The organism is Corynebacterium marambiense, from assembly GCF_016342275.1.
Lineage (GTDB): Bacteria > Actinomycetota > Actinomycetes > Mycobacteriales > Mycobacteriaceae > Corynebacterium > Corynebacterium marambiense.
Genome location: NZ_JAEIOT010000007.1, coordinates 452,182 through 474,615, shown reverse-complemented (window position 1 = coordinate 474,615; position 22,434 = coordinate 452,182). Strand labels below are relative to the sequence as shown.

18 protein-coding genes are annotated in these 22,434 nt (G+C 61.6%); 13 read left to right on the top strand and 5 right to left on the bottom strand.

The annotated features are described in order from the left end of the window. The first annotated feature begins 20 nt into the window (after positions 1–20). Together JDV76_RS07240 and JDV76_RS07235 are read left to right on the top strand one after the other, a co-directional pair. Entirely contained in the window at positions 21–695 is a 675-nt protein-coding gene (locus JDV76_RS07240; protein ID WP_198736453.1) for a ribonuclease HII, read from the top strand. Beyond that, entirely contained in the window at positions 692–997 is a 306-nt protein-coding gene (locus JDV76_RS07235) for a DUF2469 domain-containing protein (protein ID WP_198736179.1), read from the top strand. Before JDV76_RS07240 ends, JDV76_RS07235 begins: the two co-directional genes overlap by 4 nt. A 717-nt stretch (positions 998–1,714) precedes the next feature. Here the strand turns inward: JDV76_RS07235 and JDV76_RS07230 are convergent. Next, positions 1,715–5,407: a hypothetical protein gene (locus JDV76_RS07230; protein ID WP_198736178.1), complete on the bottom strand. Its 3,693-nt coding sequence runs from the start codon at positions 5,405–5,407 to the stop codon at positions 1,715–1,717. 1,333 nt (positions 5,408–6,740) lie between these two features. Here JDV76_RS07230 and JDV76_RS07225 point away from each other — a divergent pair. Continuing rightward, on the top strand, positions 6,741–7,166 hold the full coding sequence (locus JDV76_RS07225) for a YraN family protein (RefSeq protein WP_198736177.1): 426 nt from the start codon (positions 6,741–6,743) through the stop codon (positions 7,164–7,166). A gap of 143 nt (positions 7,167–7,309) precedes the next feature. Next, on the top strand, positions 7,310–8,086 hold the full coding sequence (locus tag JDV76_RS07220) for an SDR family oxidoreductase (protein ID WP_198736176.1): 777 nt from the start codon (positions 7,310–7,312) through the stop codon (positions 8,084–8,086). Between the two features lie 129 nt (positions 8,087–8,215). On the opposite strand, the gene JDV76_RS07215 is transcribed toward JDV76_RS07220, so the two are convergent. Then, positions 8,216–9,526, bottom strand: a complete 1,311-nt coding sequence (locus tag JDV76_RS07215) for a serine hydrolase domain-containing protein (protein ID WP_198736175.1) — start codon at positions 9,524–9,526, stop codon at positions 8,216–8,218. A gap of 829 nt (positions 9,527–10,355) precedes the next feature. Between JDV76_RS07215 and JDV76_RS07210 the strand changes: the two genes are divergently transcribed. The 4 genes from JDV76_RS07210 (at position 10,356) to JDV76_RS07195 (ending at position 14,636) form a co-directional block, all read left to right on the top strand. Beyond that, positions 10,356–10,721, top strand: a complete 366-nt coding sequence (locus tag JDV76_RS07210) for a YraN family protein (protein ID WP_198736174.1) — start codon at positions 10,356–10,358, stop codon at positions 10,719–10,721. Beyond that, positions 10,708–12,237 carry a YifB family Mg chelatase-like AAA ATPase gene (locus tag JDV76_RS07205; protein ID WP_198736173.1) on the top strand — a complete coding sequence of 510 codons (1,530 nt, stop codon included), beginning with the start codon at positions 10,708–10,710 and terminating at the stop codon, positions 12,235–12,237. The genes JDV76_RS07210 and JDV76_RS07205 overlap by 14 nt, the downstream gene beginning before the upstream one ends. Next, complete coding sequence (gene dprA / locus JDV76_RS07200; protein ID WP_198736172.1) at positions 12,230–13,426, top strand: DNA-processing protein DprA; 1,197 nt, start codon at positions 12,230–12,232, stop codon at positions 13,424–13,426. Before JDV76_RS07205 ends, dprA begins: the two co-directional genes overlap by 8 nt. Positions 13,427–13,736: 310 nt before the next feature. Further along, on the top strand, positions 13,737–14,636 hold the full coding sequence (locus JDV76_RS07195) for a tyrosine recombinase XerC (protein ID WP_248112727.1): 900 nt from the start codon (positions 13,737–13,739) through the stop codon (positions 14,634–14,636). Here the strand turns inward: JDV76_RS07195 and JDV76_RS07190 are convergent. Beyond that, positions 14,611–15,144, bottom strand: a complete 534-nt coding sequence (locus tag JDV76_RS07190) for a murein hydrolase activator EnvC family protein (protein ID WP_198736170.1) — start codon at positions 15,142–15,144, stop codon at positions 14,611–14,613. The genes JDV76_RS07195 and JDV76_RS07190 overlap by 26 nt on opposite strands. A gap of 427 nt (positions 15,145–15,571) precedes the next feature. Between JDV76_RS07190 and rpsB the strand changes: the two genes are divergently transcribed. Further along, positions 15,572–16,483: a 30S ribosomal protein S2 gene (rpsB, locus tag JDV76_RS07185; protein WP_198736169.1), complete on the top strand. Its 912-nt coding sequence runs from the start codon at positions 15,572–15,574 to the stop codon at positions 16,481–16,483. 340 nt (positions 16,484–16,823) lie between these two features. Continuing rightward, positions 16,824–17,651 carry a translation elongation factor Ts gene (gene tsf, locus JDV76_RS07180; protein ID WP_198736168.1) on the top strand — a complete coding sequence of 276 codons (828 nt, stop codon included), beginning with the start codon at positions 16,824–16,826 and terminating at the stop codon, positions 17,649–17,651. Between the two features lie 137 nt (positions 17,652–17,788). Here the strand turns inward: tsf and JDV76_RS07175 are convergent, their stop codons facing one another. After that, positions 17,789–19,033: a CHAP domain-containing protein gene (locus JDV76_RS07175; protein ID WP_198736167.1), complete on the bottom strand. Its 1,245-nt coding sequence runs from the start codon at positions 19,031–19,033 to the stop codon at positions 17,789–17,791. A 276-nt stretch (positions 19,034–19,309) separates the two neighbouring features. On the opposite strand from JDV76_RS07175, the gene pyrH reads away from it, so the two are divergent. The 3 genes from pyrH to JDV76_RS07160 all read left to right on the top strand — a co-directional run bounded on the left by pyrH (position 19,310) and on the right by JDV76_RS07160 (position 21,912). Beyond that, positions 19,310–20,041, top strand: coding sequence for a UMP kinase (pyrH, locus tag JDV76_RS07170; RefSeq protein ID WP_198736166.1), 732 nt, complete (start codon positions 19,310–19,312; stop codon positions 20,039–20,041). A 142-nt stretch (positions 20,042–20,183) separates the two neighbouring features. Then, positions 20,184–20,741: a ribosome recycling factor gene (gene frr / locus JDV76_RS07165; RefSeq protein ID WP_198736165.1), complete on the top strand. Its 558-nt coding sequence runs from the start codon at positions 20,184–20,186 to the stop codon at positions 20,739–20,741. 112 nt (positions 20,742–20,853) lie between these two features. After that, positions 20,854–21,912, top strand: a complete 1,059-nt coding sequence (locus tag JDV76_RS07160; protein ID WP_198736164.1) for a phosphatidate cytidylyltransferase — start codon at positions 20,854–20,856, stop codon at positions 21,910–21,912. 83 nt (positions 21,913–21,995) lie between these two features. Here JDV76_RS07160 and JDV76_RS07155 read toward each other — a convergent pair whose 3' ends face one another. After that, positions 21,996–22,370 carry a LapA family protein gene (locus tag JDV76_RS07155; protein WP_198736163.1) on the bottom strand — a complete coding sequence of 125 codons (375 nt, stop codon included), beginning with the start codon at positions 22,368–22,370 and terminating at the stop codon, positions 21,996–21,998. Between the last annotated feature and the right edge of the window lie 64 nt (positions 22,371–22,434).

Here is a 22,434-nt window from a genome sequence, read left to right as displayed (position 1 = left end):
GCCAAGTCCGGGTCCGGCGGATGCCCCACGCCCGGACCCTCGAGCACACCCTCGACAAACACGGTCTCGGCCCCGTCGCCGGAGTCGATGAGGCAGGGCGGGGCGCCTGCGCCGGGCCGATCTCCATCGCGGCGTGTGTGCTCCCGGACCGGCCCATTCCCGAACTGGAACGCCTCACCGACTCGAAGAAGCTGAGCCCCGCGCTCCGCGCCCGCCTCGCACCGCTGATCAAGGACACCGCACTGGCGTGGTCGGTCGTGCTCATCGACGCCGCCGATATCGACCGCTGGGGCATCCAGCACGCCAACATCTCCGGAATGCGCCGCGCAGTCGCCCAGCTCGCCACCCCGCCGGGATACGTCCTGACCGACGCCATGCGGGTCCCCGGCTTCGGAGCACCCAGCCTGCCGATCATCGGTGGCGACGCCGCAGCCCGGTGCATCGCCGCAGCCAGCGTCCTGGCGAAACAGACCCGCGACGAGATCATGGTCGAACTCGACCGCACACACCCCGGATACGGCTTCGCCGCACACAAGGGATACGGAACTTCCGCGCACATGGACGCGGTGCGCCGCCACGGCGCAAGCCCCGTGCACCGCTACACTTACGCCAATGTGGCCACGGCACACCGACAGTGGTGCGCCGGGTCAGCGTCAGCTGTCACACGCGGCCCCGAGGAGGTCTGGCACGAATGAGCGCCGAGGAACTGGAGAACTACGAGGCAGAGGTCGAACTGTCGCTGTACCGCGAGTACCGGGACGTCGTCAGCCAGTTCTCCTACGTCGTCGAGACCGAGCGCCGCTTCTACCTCGCCAACGCCGTGGAACTCATCCCGCGCAACGCCAACGGCGAGGTGTACTACGAGGTACGCATGTCCGACGCCTGGGTCTGGGACATGTACCGCTCCGCACGCTTCGTGCGCTTCGTCCGAGTGATCACCTTCAAGGACGTCAACATCGAGGAACTCGACAAACCGGAGATGATCATCCCGGAGTGATTCGGGGAGACAGTGATTTCGAGGCGGGTTCCGTGCCCGGCGGGGTTTCGGCTTCCGAATTACATCCCGGCAGGTTCGCCGGTGACTTCGTACCGTGGTGCTCTGTGGGGTCGGCTCTTTTCAGAGAGCCGGAACGCCGTATTGTTCCCCGACGCCGATAGCGGACATTCGTTGTACGGTCACGAATCTCTTTGCTTTGCCCCCACGCGTTGTATCCGGGCATCGCTCGTTTCTGATCTGGGAACCGGTGGTGGTTGACTGACCGCGTGAACGGGTTTCCGGCCTCGTAGTCACGCGTAACTCGCCAAGTGAACCGTCCGGGTGCCGCTGGTGGGACACCGTCGCTGGTAGCGAAGATTCAGTTGGATCGACACCGGTTAATTACTCGCGTCCGGATTTGAGCACCAGCGTCGGTAAAGGCAGCAATATGGGAGGTGCCCGACCTTCTCGGTGAAGTTGGCATCGAGCTGGACGTCAAGGCTGACCAGATTCTCGGGCATCCGCTCTGAAGTGCTCTCGGTTTCCCGGGGTTGCTACCGGGATGCGGGGTAGGTGGACGCCAGTAGCAGGGGCTAGCCGTCCCGAATGTCAGCTGATCTCATCAGGCGGGGTCGTTTGACGTGTATCGATTTCGGTTATGATGAACTCGATTTGTTTTCGCGGTGGCGGGGTAATTTCGACCGGTAATCTACCGTATAGCAGACCTTAATTTGACGGTCATTGGAGGCCACGTCTAAAGCGTTCGGCGTCGGCTTCGTGGCACCTTGCTTCCCTTTCGTACGAGTCGGCTACTCGCCGAAATATTGCAGCCACGCGGGGTGAGCTGTCAGAAAAAGCCTCGGCTTTTTCTTGATATTTAGTGGCGAGCTCGCGTTCTTGATCGCCGCCTTCATCCAGATCACGACTCGTTATACCGCGACTGTTTACGATGTACAAGTACAGGCCCTTTTCGAGGTGCTCCAGCTCCACACTCTCGAGAAGATCTTGCACGACAATTCCGGGCCAGATCCCATCTGGGTCCGGTGGTGTATGACCGAGAACTTGCCCAACTTGTTGCAGTCCCACTTCAACGCGTCCACACGCCTGTAAAAGTTCCACCGCTTGGTCCAGCCAAGCTCGAAGTGTTGGTTCATGCATGGCGCCGTTCACTAGCCCCGGTGGCGAATCCCAAGCGTTAAGTAGCCGATATGCTTTATCTAAGGTGAACGTACTGTATTTTTCGCCGTCATCCCCTTTGACAGCGTCGCGATTCTCAGATGTGGTTTTAGCTCGGTAGAGTATGCATACGATTTTAACGAACAGTGTGGGATCGGTCGCCAAACTCTGGGATAGGGTAGGTACTCTTGTCTCATATCCGAGTGCTGGAAGGTACTCCCACTCAAGTCTGGTTAGGTCGCCGGGGTCGAGGTGTTCGGACATGGCTTCGAGGTAGTCGAACACCTGCTGGAAGATGTAGGTCTGTAAGCTAGAAGCGGCCGCTTGGCCTTTCTCGTCCGCTAGAAGTGCGTCCAATGCCTGGACAGTACGCTTGGCTATCTCTGGAGCCCATTCCTTCTCGACGCGTGCGTACATGCTTATCAGCTGAAGTACATCGGCATAACGACCGACCTTCATGAACCCCTCACATACCTCATCCAGTCTGTCGAACCTGTGGCCCAGGCCGAACGGTTGGAACTCTGTCCAGTAACGGTATTTCAGCTCTTGGTCTGCCGCGATCATGTTCCAAACTTCTGGAAGATTATCGCGCGCAACAAGCAGGAGTCGAGCACGCTGATCAACTGTGAGGTTATCTCGAGCTAGTATATCTGTAATGAGCTCGAAGCCTTCCCGTTTGTAGCGAGCTGAGAAGTACATCATTGCTATGTCGGATAGATTCGGCTCATCAACTGCCAGGCATCCAAGAAGTTCCTCATCATGTGAGGTGTCGATGCTAGCTAGGGCGGTGCCGATGGCCCAAGGAACTGATGATTCATCTTGAGCCAGCCTAGTGATGGCTTCGAATCCACCCTCTGATTCGATCGCTTTGATGGCTGCGATGCGATGGCGTGCGAGTTCATGTTCGTAGCGTTCGTAATCACCAGAATAGCGCTTGCCGATAAACGGATTCCATGACTGGAACAGCCTGGCTAATCGTGAGTATTCGGAGTTCGGGTGGTACCGTCCGGCCAGTTTTTTCAGCTTGGACAGATCCTCGTCAGGAAGTGCCCATTCAGCATCTGAGAACTCTTGGTGCTCATCAATCAACTCTTCAAGAGCCCGCCAAATTGATTCTCGGAAGTCAGCTGGGAGGTCGGGCTGATCGATGAATGAGTCGAGAGTATCGATTACTCGATTTCGGTCGATTGGCCGCATCGCACCGGTGTGCTCAAGGATCGTTGTCCAGCGTTGGATGTCAGTGTGTGCGTCCTCTATACACCGCTCGATTGCCTGGCTAGTCGTATTCCAAAGAACTCCGTATGTTATCGAGATCGAATCCGGTTTCCAAGTCTGGAATGTTGGGGAATCTATCGCAAAGTGGGTGTCGTGAATTTCTGGTAGCATGCTGGATTCCAATTTCCAAGCAGCATCAGTATGTCTGCGGCGTAACATGTCGAGGACTTTGATTCGACGATCTAGTTCAACCGATGACTCGGGATGCCAGGGACAGAATATTGCGGCGAGTGAGGCCGAAGGGCGATTCGATAGGCGTCCACCAGGATCGATCTCATCGAGTCGAGCTAGAAGAGTCACTACACGCGCAAAGTGCCGCTTTGACCAAGATAGGCGCTCGAGAGCCCACAGTAGATTGGTGTGAGGGCTACTACCGGAGAACAGATGGTATTCGTCTGACTTGTCCTGGAACATATTGGCCAACAAGGGCTCATCACCCCTGGAATCTGCACTAACTGCATCAAGAAACTCTTCGGGACTTGCCTCAGCGAGAAGGGGCAGAATGTCGGCGAGTGATTCCCAACCGTGTCCGGAGGTGTCGGATGACGCCCACTTAAGGAGTTTTCTGACGATATAGTTGGCAAACTCTGAACCTGATGCCCCGCCTGGAGTCGTGACGTTCCCGCCATAAGTTCCCAACAAGGTCAGTGACTGAGCGATACCTCGACGGAGGTCGTCGGAATGACGGCGGATGTTGCCATCAATCGTGGCTCTCCACTGCTTATCGCGGGGTAGATTGAGAGCTGGGTTTGCCTCGGTAAGGACTGTCTCGACAGCGGCCTCGAATCGCTGTAGATCCTCGTGTGTTAGCTTCGATATCAACAAGATCCAGGCGTCCACAGCTGAAACGAGATGCCAGGTTCCCGAGGTCTGCATAACCAGCGGATCGGCAGGGTGGTCCAAAGGCCCGGTGATCTCTTCCTTAAACGATTCGTAGTCGCAACCGGATAGTAATTCGATGATCGATCGATCAGCTAGTGAGTTTTCTTTCCAAGCGCCGGCGAGCAGGATCGCCCGGGAGCTCCGAGATGGAGGTGTCTCGGCCCATCGCGGTCGCTGCAGCTCCGGCTTCACCGCAATTTTCCGGCGGAGCGCAGTCAAGCTTCGACGGCCGAGTCGGCCTAGAGTATCGGCTTTTTCGTTCTGTACCCCTGCGCCCTCTAGTGCGGCCGCCAACTCGGTGGCATGTAACGCGGGGAGAGTGATGTCCGCGTTTTCGTTAGCGAGGACCGGAACACAGATGGTATGGGAGGTATCGACGGGGATTTCATCAGCTAACTGGGATGTACGAGGGACCAAGAGAAGCGGTTGGGGCGAGGCAATCAAATGCCTCCACGTGGTGAGGGCGTCGACGAATACGAGACGAGCGAGCATCTGACCTTTACCTTGTCCATCAAGATTGATCGCGACCGCCGCAACGAACGCGCACAACTCCTCTATCGATGCTCCAGATAAGGTAACTATCGAATCTGCCGACTCGATTCGGTTCTGCAACTCCTGTACTTCAGCACCTCTACCTGCAAGTACAACGTCTGGTGTCAGTACTGGGTTAGTCTGTTCTGCCCAGTTGTGCCACCATGTCAAACCTGTGCGAAGACCGTAAGGAGCAAGCTCCAGTTCCTCTGACAGCCATGCCCAGGTGATGGGAGCAGCTTCTAGCCATGTCTCGATGTCGTCGAGCCCGAGTGCTCGAACGTCCTTCCAAACTTTCGTCTCTCGTTTATTCGTTGCCCACGCATTACGGGTTGTCCAAGGTCGTAGAATCGCTTCGACGTAGGTGCAGCCGTCGGTTGGTGTGCCATCTGGAGTTTCAGCTCGTTTGGCATAGTCCTCGTCAGCCTTCTTGCTGGGGCTCGCGTTGACCGACAGTTCCCAGACGGACAAACCCTCGGGTACCCATGGTGTCGCCTTGGTCGTTCTTACAGAACCATCCCAGCCACCAGCGGCGACTCCGTCGCCAGCGGGCATCTCAAGTTCCACCAGACAAGGTGTGGTCTCTTGAATGAGTCGCCGCACGAGACGCGGAAACTGGGATTGCGAGGTACGCGTGTTCGCCCAACTTTGCAGCTTGCTGCGATCGACGTATCCCGGTCGATTCATCGTTGCCAGGCAAGGTCAAAAACTTCAAATACGCGTGTGCACATATGTCTACTATAGCGAGAGACAATTGGTCTACGCGTAGCGAGGTGGCAGGGAGCACCGTTCTGGACTGCTTTTTTCGCGTCGTCGAAAGTTCAGAAGAAGGAAGAACGCTACTCGGTATCTGGATTGCGGCTCGGCCATGTAGGGCAAATGTTCACAGAAAGCTGAAATGAATCCACCCGAAAATTTCAGCCCTCAGGATTCTCGATGGAAATGTGTGCATGTACGTATCTGGTGTCCAAGTCGTTGAAGACTAGTTTAGCCCTGGTTTCTGTGTGGCAAAATGATATGTTGAGTTTCAAAGTGTCATTAGTTATTGATTGAGGAGTGATTCCAACTGGTAGAAATGAAAGAAACGTGAATAGTGCAACAAAAGTGTTAAGTTTCAACGATGAACGGAAGGTGTCTCGAGTGTGTGGGAGGTTGTTGGGTCAATGTGTTGTCCGCTGCTCGGTAAAGATGTGGCAATCTCTTCTGGCTCCGGCTAGACTGGTCGGAATGTTGTGTCGAGATGTGCAGATTCGGGGCCGTATATTCTATTCGTATGATCGGGGCTGCAGTTTTTGACGAACTCCACTTTCGCTGCAATAGGTATCAGTGTCTCAGTTGACTGAGTTGCGTGAATATGTCCGAAGGGCGTTCCTCAATGTGTTCGATTTCACATTGAAGGATTTTGGAACTGAGTGGGAGTTTGGTCTTTGGGAAATTTCTTTTTCATTCGCGTGATTGTAGACATTTGGAATCGCTAATTTTATTGGTTCTTGGCCCCAGGGCAGTTGACCGTGACAGATATTTGTATGGAGCATTTCCTGGCTGTGCTTCTCCGGATCCTGTCTAACGGCACATTTGTTGCTCTCGGTGTCAGAAGGATGCTGTGGCTCGAAGTGTAGGGTCGCGTGTTCACTGTATGTCTCCAGGGTGGGAAGATCGTCCATGCTGTCAGCACAAAGGGCTTCCCGTCGATACTGGAGTAGTCGAACCCGCTTCAGACTCGACTTCAGGTGATTCCCGAGCACCGGTGGACAGTCACCACCGGTTCCGGTGCGTTGTGTAGAGCGCCAAGCGATGTGGAACCTCCGACGCATGTGTTTCGGGGGACGGTGAGGTCACCCACCGCCGCTGTGTCAGACGGGGCGGAGCCGTTGCCATCGATCCTCCGGGAGCCGTCCGAATGCCGATTCCCACACCCGCTGAACTAGGTCGTGCCGGTGAAGAAACCGCCGCCCGGCACTACACGTCCAAAGGCGACCGCATCCTCGCCAGGAGCATGTCCTGTCACCGGGGTGAGATCGATCTGATCGTCGAGGCTGCTGACGGAACCGTCGTCTTCGTCGAGGTGAAGACCTGTTCCACGGCGTCGTTCGGTGGGATCGAGGCGATCTCGCCGCGCAAGTTCTCCAGGATCAGGCGTGCTGCGGCTGTCTGGTTAGCGGAGCATCCCACGCATTCGGTGAGGTTTGATGCGGTTCTGGTGACCCCGCACGCGGGCTACTGGTCACTTTTGCGCCGTCCTTCTTGTTCGGCTGGAAGGGTGACCCCGCGCGCGGGTCACTGGTCGGTCGAGTGCTGGGAGGGTATCGACCGTGGCGCTCGGTAGGACCCGTACCGCAGCGGTCAGGGGTGTCACGGCCGCCGTCATTGATGTGGAGGTGAGGACCGGGCGTGGGCAGCCCGTGCTCGACTGGTGTCCGACTCGTGGTCACGAGGCAGGATCTGCTCAGGGGTGTGGTTCAATGAGGTATGGAGCAGTCAAGGGTGGCCCTCATCACCGGTGTCTCTCGGCGTGGTGGAATAGGCTTCGCCGTTGCTTCACGATTGGCGGCGCGTGGGTTCGATCTTGTTCTCGCCCATCACGCGCCGCACGATGCCGATCAACCGTGGGGTGCGGATGACGTTGACGCAGTGGTGTCAGCCATTCGCGATCGGCTGGAGCCCGGGCGGCGAGTTGAGGCGTTCGGTGGCGATCTTGCTGAACCCGATGCGCCAGCTCGTCTGGTCGGCGAGGCGCGGACCGCATTTGGTCATATCGACGTCCTGGTCGCCAACCATGCTCGCTCCGGCGGCGATGGTCCCCTGCTTGAGCAAACGTCTGCGTCCCTGGATGAACATTGGGCCGTCAACGCCCGTTCCACCCTTCTGCTCTGCAAGGAGTTCGCGGCCCAGCACGACGGTCGTCCGGGCGGTCGAATCGTCATGATGACCTCAGGCCAGAACCTCGGGCCCATGCCCGGCGAGGTTGCCTACGGGGCCGCCAAGGCCGCCTTGGTAGGCATCCTCGCGACCGTGGCGCACGAGCTCGCTCCGCGCGGTATCACGGTCAATTGCGTCAACCCGGGACCGGTCGATACGGACTCCTATGTGACGGACGAACTCCGCCAGATGCTGGCTGATCGCTTCCCGTTCGGTCGGTGGGGCGAGCCTGATGATCCGGCGCGCCTGATCGACTGGCTGGTGTCGGACGATGGCAGGTGGGTCACAGGTCAGGTGATCAACAGTGAGGGTGGTTTCATTCGGTGACGGTTGCGCCTCGTCAGGGCAAGCCCTCGGCGCGAGAGGTGCGGCATGCAACCCCGGCTGAACTGTCCCGGGTTCGGCTCCGAGTCTGGTGAATGAGAATCAAGGTGAGTCGGTTGATCGCCGGGTCTATCACGCGGTGCCGGTCGGGCCGTGCTTTCGCTTTGCGGTCGCCATGCGTTCCAGTCCACTGGTGAGCATGCTGAGGCAGCCGACCGTCAGGACGCCGATTGCGTCGGGGGCGAAGCGGAACAGCCACGGCCACGGCGTCCCGGACGCCCGACGGATACCGAGCATAAGGGCCGTCGGTAGTACGGCGTGGTACAGCAGCGATCCCTCCACTCGTCGGGGTCGCGTGCGAGAGTGCCAGCCAAAGACTCCGACCGTCAGGAATGCGGCATAGGCCAGATTCAGGATATTCTGTCGTATTCGTGCCTTCTGCTTGGCCGGGAGCTCCTTGATCGGCAGGTTGAGCAGCACACGAATGATCTCCCCGCCCAAGTCTTCGAGCAATGGCGTACGCACCAGGAAGTCACCGAGGTTGGCTACCAGAACGAACGCGATGCCCAGATCAGGTACGAGGCCGAAGACGCTCGAGGATTGTGGGACTTTACCACTGTGCGTGTGGACGGCATGACCCGCGATGTCCTTCTTCACCCATCCGAAGCCGTACACGCCGGAGTCACCGAAGGCGTCGCTGACTGCTGGGCTGCGTCGCACGGTGACACCGGAATTCAACATCGTGTCGATCGCGCACTGTGAGAGTATCTGTCGACCGCAGAATGTGCCGCCCGACAGGATCATCGATAGGAACCGGCCTGCATCCTCAGATGAGGCAATGACGCCTCCGGACGGCCCCTGGATCCATGATTCTGGGCCGAAGTCGGCCCGCATAGCCGGGCAGTTCTTTCCGAAGACGTTTGTCCGGCCGCGCGTGCCGATGACATCAGGTGCGGACCCACTGTGTCGCATACCCAGCGGCTCCAGGATCCGAGCGGATAGGAGGCGTCCGAACGAGACCCCCGAGGCCGTGCTGAGGACCTGCCCGAGCAGGTTGTAGTTCTGGTTTGCGTAGCTGAAGCTCCGGTCGTGTTGTCGGGTGAGGCGCCCGGGAGTGGCGTCCGTGCGCAGGCCACTGACGTGGCAGGCGAGGTCGCTGAGGGTGATGTCCTCTGGGAGATCCGCCTCAGTCAGGTATCGTTTCGCCGGGTCATCCAACCTGACCAGTCCTTCGTCGACGTGCTGCAACAGCAGCGCGGCAGTCATCGACTTGCTGGTCGATCCCAGCATCACCGGGGTCCTCACCGAGAGTTCACCGTGTTCAACGGTGAGCAGGGGCCCGTCGGAGGTGACCACATGGAGGACGGCTCCGGGTAGAGCTGCTGCTACGAAATGAGCGCGTGCTACCCGCTCCAGTTCAGAGAGTGCGACGCTGCTCGTCATGCGCGATCCCATTGCATCGGGGCCTCGGCCTGGGTTCGTACCCCGCACGCCTGGCCGGTGCACGGTCTGTCGCGCACGTCAGGTCCGGCGCCTGCATTCATCGTCACAACGCCCAGTGTTTCCACACCGGTGAGTGGAATGCAACCGTGTTCCGGGAGATGGGCAAAAACCGACACCAGAGTCGATGCCGTGGTCAGGAGGTAGGACGCCGACACGGCCACCGAAACGCGACTCTCTGGCCGTGACGGACTGCACACGAAGAACACCCCGAGCATGCGGAACACCAGATGGTGGATGAAGAAGACTGTGGCGCCGCAGAGTGCGAGCCGGATTTCGGTTGTCTCGTCACGGGTGCTGTTGGGTCGAGGGACTGCAGGGCACTCGAAAAGCGTGGGTCAGCCTCGGCGCCGATGACTGTCGGTGCCCCGGATGCCTTCCTTATCAGCATGCGAACGCTATATCAGACGATCATAAAACCTGAAGTGAGTCCCGCGGCCTGGCACCCAACTGTCACCTGATCGTGCATCAGTCCCGTGCGTCGATCGAACCCTCCGGATCGTCTGGGAGCTGGTCCGCCGGAAGAGGGCTCTTCCTGATCGTGATCGGGTCACCTTCCGTGCAGCAAACATATCCAGCCACATTTGGCGCCGATTTTCTTCTCATATCGTTCCCGGCTTCCGGTGGACAACAACCGGTTCCGGCGTGTTGTACACAGCGACCGGACATGAGGAATGTCCGACGCATGTGTTTCGGGGGACGGTGAGGTCAGCCACCGCCGTTGAATAAGACGGGGCGGAGCCGTTGCCACCGATCCCCGGGAGTCGCCCGAATGCCCATTCCCACACCCGCTGAACTCGGTCGTGCCGGTGAAGAAACCGCCGCCCGGCACTACACGTCCAAAGGCGACCGCATCCTCGCCAGGAATATGTCCTGCCCTCAAGGAGAGATCGATCTGATCGTCGAGGCTGCTGACGGAACTGTCGTCTTCGTCGAGGTGAAGACCCGTTCCACGCCTAATTTCGGTGGGATCGAGGCGATCTCGCCCCGCAAGTTCTCCAGGATCAGGCGCGCTGCGGCTGTCTGGTTGGCGGGGCATCCCGCGCATTCGGTGCGTTTCGACGCGGTTCTGGTGACCCCGCACGCGGGTCACTGGTCGATCGAGTGCTGGGAGGACATCGACCGTGGCGCTCGGTAGGACCCGCACCGCAGCGGTCAGGGGTGTCACGGCCGCCGTCATCGATGTGGAGGTGAGTACCGGACGTGGGCTGCCCGGCATCAGTGTCCTGGGGCTCGGGGACACCGCTGTCAGTGAAGCGCGGGACCGGATCCGCACGGCGTGCCAGAACTTGGGCCTGCCGTGGCCGCGCACCCGGATCGTGGTCAGTCTTTCACCGGCTTCACTGCCGAAATCCGGGTCGGGGTTCGATCTCGCTATGGCGCTCGCGATCCTGAACGCCGGCGGATCGGTCCCCGCGGACGGTGACCGGTTGGCTTCGACGCTGGTGTTGGGGGAGATCGGTCTCAACGGGGCGATCCGCCCGGTGACGGGCGTACTGCCGTGTCTACTCGCGGCCCGCACGGCGGGACTGACCGGAGCCGTCATTCCCCGGGGCAACGCCGGTGAAGCGGCACTGATTCCGTTGTTTCCCGTCATGATCGCCGACACCCTCGATGAGGTTCTCCGGTGGGCGACCGGTGCCGGTGACCTGACCGCAGCAGGCGATGTCGGATCCAGCGTCGTCGAGCCTAAGGCGAACACGGACTTCGCGGATGTCGTGGGCCAGCCGGAGGCCCGGCTGGCCGCGGAGATCGCCGCGGCCGGTGGCCATCACATGTTGATGATCGGTCCGCCCGGCTCCGGGAAGTCCATGATCGCGGCACGTCTCCCGGGGATTCTCCCGCCGTTGACGGAGCGGGAGTGCCTGGCGGCGACCGCCGTGCACTCCGTGGCCGGGCGGACGTTCACCGGTGTCGTGTCCAGGGCTCCGTTCATCGCTCCCCACCACAGCGTCACGCGCGCGGCGCTGCTCGGCGGTGGAGGGAGCCCGCTGCCGGGGGCGGTGAGTCTCGCCCATCACGGTGTCCTCTTCCTCGACGAGGTCAGTGAGATTCCGGCCCGCATCCTCGACTGTCTCCGGACGCCGCTCGACACCGGTGCGGTGCGGATCCTCCGGGCCGGGCAGGACGTGACATTCCCCGCCCGGTTCCAGTTGGTGATGGCCGCCAACCCGTGTCGCTGCGCGTCAGACGATCCCCGTCGGTGCCGGTGCCGTTCCGGGGAACGTTCGCGGTACCTCAACAATCTCTCCGGTCCGCTGCGGGACAGGATCGACCTCCACGTCAGGACCCGGGCCAGGTCAACCGTCATTACACCGGGGGACGGGGAATCTTCGGAAGTGATCGCCGGACGGGTGGCCGCTGCCCGGGAGCGGGCGGCGGACCGGTGGCGGCGTGCCGGGCTGGATATGATACTCACCGCCGATGTCAGGGGAACGGTGCTGCGCCGGGAGCATCCCGCCGACGATGTGGCCATGGAGCTGCTCGCCGCGCACACGGCGCGGGGCCGGATCAGCCAGCGGCGCGTCGACCGGACCCTCCGGGTCGCCTGGACACTCGCGGATCTGGAGGGCAAGGACATCCCTGATCTGGATCACGTCGCCCGTGCCCTGGGTCATTCCGGCGTACTGGACGGTGGCGACACCGATGCCTGAGAGAATCACGATCAACGACCGATGGTCGGCCCGGCGACACGCGTGGGCCTACCTCTCGCGGGTGATCGAGGGTCCGTCGGCGCCGCTCCAGCAGCTGCTCGCCGAGGACCGGGACGTCGAGGCCATCGCGTACGGGGTCAGGCGGCGGGAGCCGTGGATCGGGCAACTGCTCGGGCAGACGGCTGCCCGGTACCGGACGGACAGTGCCGCGGAGGATCTCCTCACGGCCGACAGAAACGGCGCCAGGCTCATCACCCCGGACGATGCAGAATGGCCGTCTGACCCCCTGGACAGGGCCTTCGGTTTCGTAGGCGCCGCGAGCGACTACGTCGGGCGATCCGGTGGTCGGGATGCCGTGGCACCGCACGCGCTGTGGGCCAGGGGCGGATCACCGGCGGAGCTGACGCAGCGGGCGGTCGCCGTCGTCGGCACCCGTGCCATCACCCGATACGGCTGGGAGGTCACCCGCATGCTCGTGGAAGGGCTTGCGGCGTCCCGGTGGACGATCGTGTCCGGAGGGGCGCTCGGGGTGGACACCGTGGCACACGAGACCGCACTGGCGAACGGAACCCCAACCATCGCCGTTGCGGCGTGCGGCCCGGGACGGACCTACCCGGCCCGCAACGCCGCCCTGTTCGACCACATCGCCGGTGACGGCACACGGGGTGCCATCATCTCGGAGTATCCACCCGGTGTCCATCCGGCACGGCACCGGTTCCTCACCAGAAACCGGCTCGTCGCGGCGCTCAGCGGCGGAACCGTTGTGGTGGAAGCGGCGTGGCGTTCCGGCGCACTCAACACCCTCACCTGGGCGGCGCGACTCGGCTCGGTGGCGATGGCCGTACCCGGTCCGGTGACGGGGCACGGATCGCTCGGTTGTCACGAGCGGATCCGGAACGGGGACGCGCAACTGGTCACATCGGCTGAACAGGTCCGGGAACTGATCGAGCCGCTCGGGACCGTGGATGCGCAAGCCCAGTACGAGTGTGCTTTCCCACCCGACAGGATTCAGGCGTTGAGTCACACGGAACTGAAGGTTTTCGACGCCACCTCCAGTGAGAGCCGTGTCACAGAAGTTGTGGCCGCGGAGGCGGGCATCACAGTCCCTCTGGCGGTTCACATACTGGTTGACCTGCAGCAGAAGGGTTTGGTGCAGCGGGATGGTGTTTCGTGGCGGCGGTCCGGTTAGTTGATCGGCGGAAGAAATTTCAGTCAGAGGGTTGCATGATGACAAAGCCAACCCTAAAGTTACAGAGGCAAGCCTAAGTTACTGCTTCAAGGTTCGGGCTGGTTCCTTGTAGCAACTGCCTCTGAAGCTTCTCACGCACCGGGCGGTGTCCGCACCTCCAAGTCCTGGATGAGGCTGATGAAGGCGCTAGGGTTATGCATATGGGTGAGTCAGATGCGAAGGCGGCACGGTCAGCGATGATCGTGCCGCCTTCTGCATGTCCTGGGTCCGGCACCACTCACCGACCAGCCACTTACGGAAGGGGAGAGCCGTGAAGGGTCCAACGACACCAACAGGTCCGCTCCCGGAGGCTCTCGAGGACTTCTGTGAGCACCTCTCGCTCGTGGAGAACCGTTCGGACGCCACGGTGCGCGCCTACCGGAGCGACCTCTCGCCACTGCTCGGTTCGATGTCCGGGTGGGGCGACTTCACCCAGGCCGCGTTGCGGACGTGGCTCGCCGACGCACATCGTTCCGGTCTCGCCCGCGCAACCATGGCCCGGCGCACCGCCGCCGCCCGCTCATTCAGTTCCTGGGCCGCCCGCCAGGGGTATCTCGACACCGATGTCGCCGCCAGGCTGGCGACGCCCAAGACGGCACGACATCTGCCGCGGGTCCTGAACGTCGACGAGGCCGTCGGTGTCGTGGAAGCCGCGGACGCCGCGAGTGAACCGGAGCAGCTCCGGGATGCGGCGATGCTCGAGTTCCTCTACGCCACCGGGGTTCGCATATCCGAGCTCTGCGGACTTAACGTCGCCGATGTCGATCTCGCCGCACGAACAGCCCGGGTCACAGGTAAGGGCAATAAGCAGCGAATCCTCCCGTTCGGCTCAACTGCCGTGAAAGCGGTCTCCGCCTGGCTGGACCAAGGGCGCGGGCATCTCGCTACGTGCGCGGAGAAGGCCCTGTTCGTTGGCGTCCGGGGTGGGCGGATCAATCCCCGGCAGGTCCGCCGCATCGTGCACGCCGCAGCCGCTGCGGCCGGCGCGGAGGGGCTGACCCCCCACGGGATTCGGCACAGCACCGCCACGCATCTGCTCGACGGCGGGGCGGACATCCGGGAGGTCCAGGAACTGCTGGGACATTCCTCGCTGCAGACAACGCAGATCTACACCCACGTCTCCACCGCGCGCCTGGGGGAGGCGTTCAGGCAGGCCCATCCACGGGCTTGAGCCTGATCAACGGCCGCGGCAGGAGACCGAGCGGATTGACGTACGCCCCGTCCCGGCGGGCGCCCCAGCTCAGGCCGGGCCAACCGCGCGGATCAGTTCCCAGCGTTCCTATGACCTGCCCCTCCGTGACGGTGTCACCGGCGGTGACCGTGGCGATTACCGGTTGGTAGGTGGTTCGGGTTCCGTCCGGATGATCGATGGACACTGTTGCTGTTCCGGCCACCGCACCGGAGAAGAACACCGTGCCGTCGCCCGCCGCCCGGACCGGCCCGCCGCGGGGGAGCGCCAGATCGACACCCCGGTGCCCCGGGAGCCAGTCGTGCGCGGGCGGATCGAACGGACGCAGGACCACCCCGGGGTCTCCCCGGCCGGTTGTGGGGGAGACCCAAGCACCTACAGTGGGTACGGCGTCGGGGTGGACGGTCGTCGGAAGCGCAAACAGAAGGGTCAGGGAGGCGACTGCCGCGATGCGACGCGGCCACCGGGTGTTCCTGCTCCAGTTGCTCATGGCCCTGATCCTGGTCGAGAGTCCGTGACGGGATGCGCGAGCGGTGGACAACCTGTGGATGATGGGGCGTCTGTTGCCCTTGGTGCCCAGGTTCCGGAATCCGGAGTGTGCTGGATCGCTCTTTTGGTTCAATCGGCAGTTCAGGGCTATAATCATCGGTTAGCAGTGTGCCCGTTCCCGGGTGTGCTGACTACGCGCGGCCGCGTGCCGGACGCACCTGATCGATCCGATCCCGTTTTCCGGGGTCCGCGACCGGTCGGGCCAGCTGCCGGAAACCTGATATGGGCCACTCAAGGTCCCGCTCAACGCCCCTGTTCACACGGGGTACGGTGTGCGGGTGAGAGGCCGGGTGTCGGTCGCCAGGGTGTGGGATAAAAACCCGCACAATCAAAAACCGAAACTCCGAGCACAGAAAGGGAGCATCACCATGGCAGTTGTGACCATGCGCGAGCTTCTCGACGCCGGTGTCCACTTCGGGCACCAGACCCGCCGTTGGAACCCGAAAATGAAGCGTTTCATTTTCACGGACCGTAACGGCATCTACATCATCGATCTGCAGCAGACGCTGACCTACATCGACCAGGCCTACGAGTTCGTCAAGGAGACCGTCGCCCACGGCGGCACCATCCTCTTCGTCGGTACGAAGAAGCAGGCTCAGGAAGCTGTCGCCACCGAGGCTGATCGCGTCGGTATGCCGTACGTCAACCATCGTTGGTTGGGTGGCATGCTTACCAACTTCCAGACCGTGTCCAAGCGTCTGCACCGCATGAAGGAACTGCAGGCCATGGATGCGGCCGAGGATGGCTACGAGGGCCGCACCAAGAAGGAAATCCTCATGCTGACCCGCGAGCGCACCAAGCTCGAGCGCGTCCTGGGTGGTATCTCCGACATGACCCGAGTGCCCTCCGCACTGTGGATCGTTGACACCAACAAGGAGCACATCGCCGTCAGCGAGGCCCACAAGCTGAACATCCCGGTCGTCGCCGTGCTGGACACGAACTGCGACCCCGATGTCGTCAACTTCCCGATCCCCGGCAACGATGATGCGATCCGCTCCATCTCCGTCCTGAGCCGCATCATCTCCTCCGCTGTCGAGGCGGGCAAGAAGGCTCGCTCCGACCGTGAGCTGGCCGCCGCCAAGGAGAATGCCGGCGAGACCAAGATCGAGGCTGGCGATGAGACCGCCAAGGTCGAGGTCGCCGCGAAGGTCGAGGCTACCGAGGCCGTCGCGGAATCCGCTTCTAAGGAAGAAGCCACCGAGGTTGTCGCGGAATCTGCTCCGAAGGAAGAGGCTGCCGCAACTGAGCAGTCCGCCGAGGATACCGCCGCCGCGGAGTAGTCACCACCTCCGCCTGATCACACCCCCTCGCCGCGACCCAGCCACTGTTCGGTGGCGGAGAATACTCCGCGACCGCACAGCGACCACCCACCGACCGTGGGTGGGGGCCGGGGAGGACACAGGCGCGGGGGGTTTCGTGTCGTACGCGGTACCTCCGTTCGCACACCTACGCTGCGAATCGGCCCGTGGTCAGGCACACTGGAAAGCCGAGAGGATTCCACGCGTCGCGGATGCCCCACGCCCGGCACATGGCGTGCCTGCGTTTGGCTAAGCTCGTCCACGACGAACGTCACCGCACAGATTTCTACTTTCACAACCAATCAAGGAGGATCGCCCCATAATGGCGAACTACACCGCTGCAGACGTTAAGAAGCTCCGTGACATCACGGGCGCCGGCATGATGGCCTGCAAGAAGGCCCTCGCGGAACACGACGGCGACTTCGACAAGGCCATCGAGTTCCTGCGCATCAAGGGCGCCAAGGACGTCGGCAAGCGCGCCGAGCGCACCGCCGCCGAGGGCCTCATCGCAGTCTCCGGCAACACCATGGTCGAGGTCAACTCCGAGACCGACTTCGTCGCGAAGAACGACGAGTTCAAGGATTTCGCCGCCAAGATCGCCGAGGCTGCCGCCTCCGTGAAGGCGAACACTCCGGAAGAGCTCAAGAATGCTCCGGTCGATGGTGGTACCGCCGAGGAGGCCATCCAGCAGCTGTCCGCCAAGATCGGTGAGAAGCTTGAGCTGCGCCGTGCCGTCACCATCGAGGGCGACAACGTCGCCATCTACCTGCACCACCGTGCCGCTGATCTGCCCCCCGCAGTCGGCGTGCTCGTCGCCTACACCGGCGAGGGCGAGGCAGCCGGTGCCGCCGCCCACGCCGCCGCGATGCAGGTCGCCGCGATGAAGGCCACCTACCTCAACCGTGAGGATGTGCCCGCCGACATCGTCGAGAAGGAGCGCAACATCGCCGAGACCATCTCCCGAGAGGAGGGCAAGCCCGAGAAGGCGCTGCCCAAGATCGTCGAGGGTCGTCTCAACGGCTTCTTCAAGGATGTCTGTCTCAACGAGCAGGCCTCCGTGACGGACAACAAGAAGACCGTCAAGGCCATCATGGAGGAGGCCGGCGTCACGCTGACCGGTTTCGTCCGCTACGAGGTCGGCCAGCACTGATCCGAGCTTTTCGGTACAGATAAAACACCGTTGGGCCCCTACCAATGACGGTAGGGACGCCCCACGGTGTTTTTGTTGTGCCCGTGGCGGACCGATTCAGGTGTCGGTCCGCCATCGTCGCTACGCGAGAACCGTGATCAGAGCTTTGGCCTCAGATAGCCGATGAGATAAGACTTCGTGAATCGTGCTTCATGCGCCGCTCCGGGATTCTGGGTCCACACCTTGACGTGCGAGCCGTCGTCGGAAACAACCATCGCCACGTGACCTGCCTCCGTGTCCCACGGCCAGCCCTTGCCCCAGATAGCGACATCACCGCGGCGTGGTTTGGCGCTGGCCGGGAGCTTCTCCCAGTGGGAATCCGGTGCTGCGGAGTACAGCTGCCGTGCGAGAATCACCGAGATGAAACCGTGTCCGAGAATGTTCTCGTTGTAGTGGTTGAAGAGGGCCACACACTGGTTCGCACCGTGGTTGTAGACCTGTTTGCCCCGTGTCTGAGAGATCAAGCGGTCCATCACTTTGTCTGCTTTGGTGGAGCTGCTGTCTTTGCGCTTCGGACGCATCCAGAAGACGTGGCCGTTCTCCCCTTTGACCCGAAGAACCCCATCGTTACCGAGTTCAAGGATACGGGCGGTGGTACCTGCGGTGTCCGATGCCCACCGAGCTTGGCCCCCGGAATAGAGCACGAGGTTGCCGTCCTTCTGAATACGCAGGTACGCATCCCTTCCAGCAACCTTTTCAGTTCCGGTTGCCCAGATAGGAGATCGGTCCTTGGTACGCCGGATCACGAAGTTTCCGTCATCCTGAACCGCAGCAAAATACTCACCGTTCTCTGACGTCAGCTGCTGCCCTGCTGTGAGTCGGGCATTCGCGACGATTTTAGATGTGCGTTTGGGTTGGGGCTTGGGTGTCGGTTTGGGTTCTGGCTTGGGCTTTGTGGTGGTTTGGGGGGTAGGCTTGGGCGTGGGCTTCGATGTGGGTTCGGGGGACAGTCCACCCGGTGAACTGTTGGCTATATTCCCTGAGCTTCCGCCGCCGCCGAAGATCATGGCGAGCAAGCCGATGATCAGCCCGCCTCCGATGACTCCGAGCACCTGAACCAGCTGCGGAGGCAACGGGGGCAGTGCGGGAAGCTGGGGGAGACCTGCGACGAAGTCGGCGATGACGTCATTTTCCTGGGGTTCAACGACATCGGTGTCACTCTGATCGACCGGTTCCGTCAGCTCGGGCTCCGGCGTATCGGCTACCGGGTCGGTGACATCAGCGATGGCGATCTCGGCGGGAGGAAACAGCGGGTCCGCGGTTGCAGGAGTGACTCCGGTGAGGGTCATGCTCGCGACGAGTACAGCCGCGGTGACTGATTTCCTTGTGAAGGGGGCTTTCATATGACGCTCCTAAATTGGGATTGGGTAATTTAAACCTAGGTCCAGGAGGTGGAGAATCAAGAGAATTGCGGCAATTTCCCCTGAGCAGGGTCACACGTTTCAGGAAGCAACTCAAGACTGGTGGACGAGTCTGCTGCCGTGGATCCGCAGTTGAGGTGTCTGGGCGTCGAATGGTGCGGCGGTCCTCGGGTAAGCTGGTCTGTCGGTAGAGCAAGTCACTGAAGACGTGCAACAACGATCCGAACCACGAGATTTACAACGGAAGGACAGTGCGGCATGGCCGACGAAGCGGGCGCCAGACGTCAGGGATTCAAACGGGTGATGTTGAAGCTCGGAGGGGAGATGTTCGGCGGGGGTAATGTCGGCATCGATCCGGACGTCGTGGAGAACGTTGCACGGCAGCTCGCGGGGGTCGTGCAGAATGGCACCGAGGTCGCGGTCGTGATCGGCGGGGGAAACTTCTTCCGCGGCGCGCAGCTCCAGCAGCGGGGCATGGACCGTGCCCGCTCCGACTACATGGGCATGCTCGGCACCGTGATGAACTGCCTCGCCCTGCAGGACTTCCTGGTCCAGCTCGGAATCGACTGTCGAGTCCAGACGGCGATCAACATGGCGCAGGTCGCCGAGCCTTATCTTCCGCTGCGCGCGAAGCGCCACCTGGAGAAAGGGCGCGTCGTCATCTTCGGTGCAGGTATGGGCATGCCTTATTTCTCCACCGACACGACAGCCGCTCAGCGGGCCCTGGAGATTGACTGTGAGGTCCTCCTCATGGCGAAGGGTGTCGACGGGGTCTACGACTCCGATCCCCGGACGAACCCGGATGCCGAGCTCTTCGACCGGATCACCCCGAGGGACTGCATCGAAAAGGGTCTGAAGGTCGCCGATGCTACGGCGTTTTCGCTGTGCATGGACAACAACATGCCCATCCTGGTGTTCAATCTGCTCACTGAGGGGAATATCGCACGCGCCGTCACCGGCGAACGTATCGGAACCCTCGTCCAGTCCTGATAGGTTTATCGGGAGCAACAGAATAAATCAGTCCAGGCCAGTTCGCGTGCCCCTTCCTGACGTGACTGCGCCGCGTCACCGTCTGCGGTGGTGCGGAGTGGGAGGCGGACTGGCCAAGTCCTAAGGAATAGACGAAATTACCATGATTGATGACACTCTCCTCGAAGCCGAAGAACGCATGACCAACTCCGTCGAGCACGCCCGGGAGGATCTGACGACCATCCGCACTGGGCGTGCGAACCCCGGAATGTTCAACGGAATCGTCGCCGAGTACTACGGTGTGCCGACCCCCATCACCCAGATGGCGACGATTTCTGTGCCGGAGCCACGGATGCTCATCATCCGTCCCTACGAGCAGAACGTGATGAATGAGATCGAGAACGCGATCCGCAACTCGGACCTCGGCGTCAACCCCACCAACGACGGCCAGGTTCTGCGGGTCACCGTGCCCCAGCTCACCGAGGAACGTCGTCGGGACATGGTCAAACTAGCCAAGTCGAAGGGCGAGGACGCGAAGATCGCGATCCGCAACGTCCGTCGCAAGCACATGGAGATCCTGAAGAAGATCCAGAAGGACGGCGAGGCCGGTGAAGATGAGGTGATTGCCGCCGAGAAGGAGCTCGACAAGACGACGCAGAAGTATGTCGCGCAGGTCGACGAACTCGTGGAGAAGAAGGAAAAGGAGCTGATGGAGGTCTAGATGGCCACCATCGAATCCGGTAGGAGACCACGGCCTGCGCCGGCGGACACCCTGGAAACTCCCTCCATGGTCGTGTGCGCGCTGTCCCGGGGGTCGTCAGTGCGGATCCGTCATGTCTGAACATCACATATCACCCAGGAAGTACCGCGAAGGAGACGCCTCGAATATCGGGCTTCCGGACTCGTGGCTGGCCGGTGACCCCGTCGACGCCGATGCGGAGGATCTGACTGATTCGGAGGAGTTGGTCAGGCGCCTGTTCTCGGGGGGATCTCGCGGCGGTAGCAGCGACGTCACCGACTCACTCCGTGCACTGGGCCTCGATCATCTTCCCAAACCCCGCAACTCCGCCGGACGGGACCTGAAGAAGGCGATCGGTGTCGGTGCGGGACTTGGCGCGCTGGTTCTCCTGATGATCTTCGTCGTCCCTTTCGGCTGGTATCCGCTCGTGGCGGCAGCCGTCGGCGTCGCCACCTGGGAGGTCCACTCGCGGCTAAAGGAGAGTGGGTACGTTATCCCGCGGGTGATCCTTTTGGTCGGGGGACAGTTGATGCTGTGGCTCTCGTGGCCTTTCGGGACCAAGGGCCTGGTCGCGGGATTCGTGGTGAGTGTGCTCGCGCTGATGTTCGGCCGACTGTTCCACCACGGTGCGAACACCGCGCCGCAGAACTACCTTCGTGACACGTCACTCGGCATCTTCGTCCTCACCTGGATCCCCCTCTTTGCGTCCTTCGCCGCGATGCTTTCCCTGATCACCAGGGAAGGGGTTCCGGGGCATATGTTCATCGTCACTTTCATGGTGTGCGTCATTGCCTCGGACATCGGCGGCTTCATCTTCGGGGTTCTGTTCGGTGCGCACCCCATGGCGCCGGCGGTCAGCCCGAAGAAGTCCTGGGAGGGCTTCGCAGGCTCCCTGTTCCTCGGCACCGTCTCCGGTGTGCTGCTCGTGCACTTCCTCCTTGACGACATCTGGTGGCGGGGATTGATCCTCGGTCCCGGTCTCGTTATCTGTGCGACCCTCGGGGATCTGGTGGAGAGCCAGTTCAAACGGGAACTCGGCATCAAGGACATGTCGACCCTGTTGCCGGGGCACGGTGGGCTGATGGATCGGTTAGATGGACTGCTCCCGTCTGCGATGGTCACCTGGCTCGTGCTCAGTTTCCTGCAGTCCTGAGCTGCCTGTCTGCGCCCGTGAACACAGAACGCCCCGCCCGGTTGTCCAGACCGGCGGGGCGTTTCTCTCTTTGTCGGTGAGACTCAGCGTAACTTCTTCAGCTCACGACGCAGTTCGAGCATCCTGACACCCCCGACGAGGGCCATGATGAGTGCTCCGCCGATCGCGGCGAGCAGAACCCCGATACCGGCGGGAACGGTGAATTCCCAGGCGAAGAGGGTGAGGTCCACCGCCTGCTGATTCTGCATGATAAAGATGAGGAAGAGGATCAGCAGCAGGGCACCGACGATCATCGAGACCCAGGTGCTGCCGGCGAGGGTACGGCGTCTCACATTCGCCGGTTCCGGCGTCGTCGTGGATGTCGAGGCGCCGGTGTCGGGATAGGTTGGAACCTCTGGTGACGCGTCTGGCGTCGGAGTGGTGTCGGCGGAGTGCTCGGCCTCGTTGTTTCGGTTCATACCCCCATTCAACGGCTCCGGGGCGGGTTACACAACCCGCCAGTTCCACCAATGACACTGCGAC

Bases quoted from the DNA above. Each gene is read 5' to 3' on its own strand.
- JDV76_RS07160 (WP_198736164.1), top strand. From the start codon at position 20,854: ATGTCTGAACATCACATATCACCCAGGAAGTACCGCGAAGGAGACGCC.
- JDV76_RS07210 (WP_198736174.1), top strand. From the start codon at position 10,356: ATGCCCATTCCCACACCCGCTGAACTCGGTCGTGCCGGTGAAGAAACC.
- frr (WP_198736165.1), top strand. From the start codon at position 20,184: ATGATTGATGACACTCTCCTCGAAGCCGAAGAACGCATGACCAACTCC.
- JDV76_RS07190 (WP_198736170.1), bottom strand. From the start codon at position 15,144: ATGAGCAACTGGAGCAGGAACACCCGGTGGCCGCGTCGCATCGCGGCA.
- rpsB (WP_198736169.1), top strand. From the start codon at position 15,572: ATGGCAGTTGTGACCATGCGCGAGCTTCTCGACGCCGGTGTCCACTTC.
- JDV76_RS07220 (WP_198736176.1), top strand. From the start codon at position 7,310: ATGGAGCAGTCAAGGGTGGCCCTCATCACCGGTGTCTCTCGGCGTGGT.
- dprA (WP_198736172.1), top strand. From the start codon at position 12,230: ATGCCTGAGAGAATCACGATCAACGACCGATGGTCGGCCCGGCGACAC.
- JDV76_RS07155 (WP_198736163.1), bottom strand. From the start codon at position 22,370: ATGAACCGAAACAACGAGGCCGAGCACTCCGCCGACACCACTCCGACG.
- JDV76_RS07215 (WP_198736175.1), bottom strand. From the start codon at position 9,526: ATGACGAGCAGCGTCGCACTCTCTGAACTGGAGCGGGTAGCACGCGCT.
- pyrH (WP_198736166.1), top strand. From the start codon at position 19,310: ATGGCCGACGAAGCGGGCGCCAGACGTCAGGGATTCAAACGGGTGATG.
- JDV76_RS07225 (WP_198736177.1), top strand. From the start codon at position 6,741: ATGCCGATTCCCACACCCGCTGAACTAGGTCGTGCCGGTGAAGAAACC.
- JDV76_RS07175 (WP_198736167.1), bottom strand. From the start codon at position 19,033: ATGAAAGCCCCCTTCACAAGGAAATCAGTCACCGCGGCTGTACTCGTC.
- tsf (WP_198736168.1), top strand. From the start codon at position 16,824: ATGGCGAACTACACCGCTGCAGACGTTAAGAAGCTCCGTGACATCACG.
- JDV76_RS07240 (WP_198736453.1), top strand. From the start codon at position 21: ATGCCCCACGCCCGGACCCTCGAGCACACCCTCGACAAACACGGTCTC.
- JDV76_RS07235 (WP_198736179.1), top strand. From the start codon at position 692: ATGAGCGCCGAGGAACTGGAGAACTACGAGGCAGAGGTCGAACTGTCG.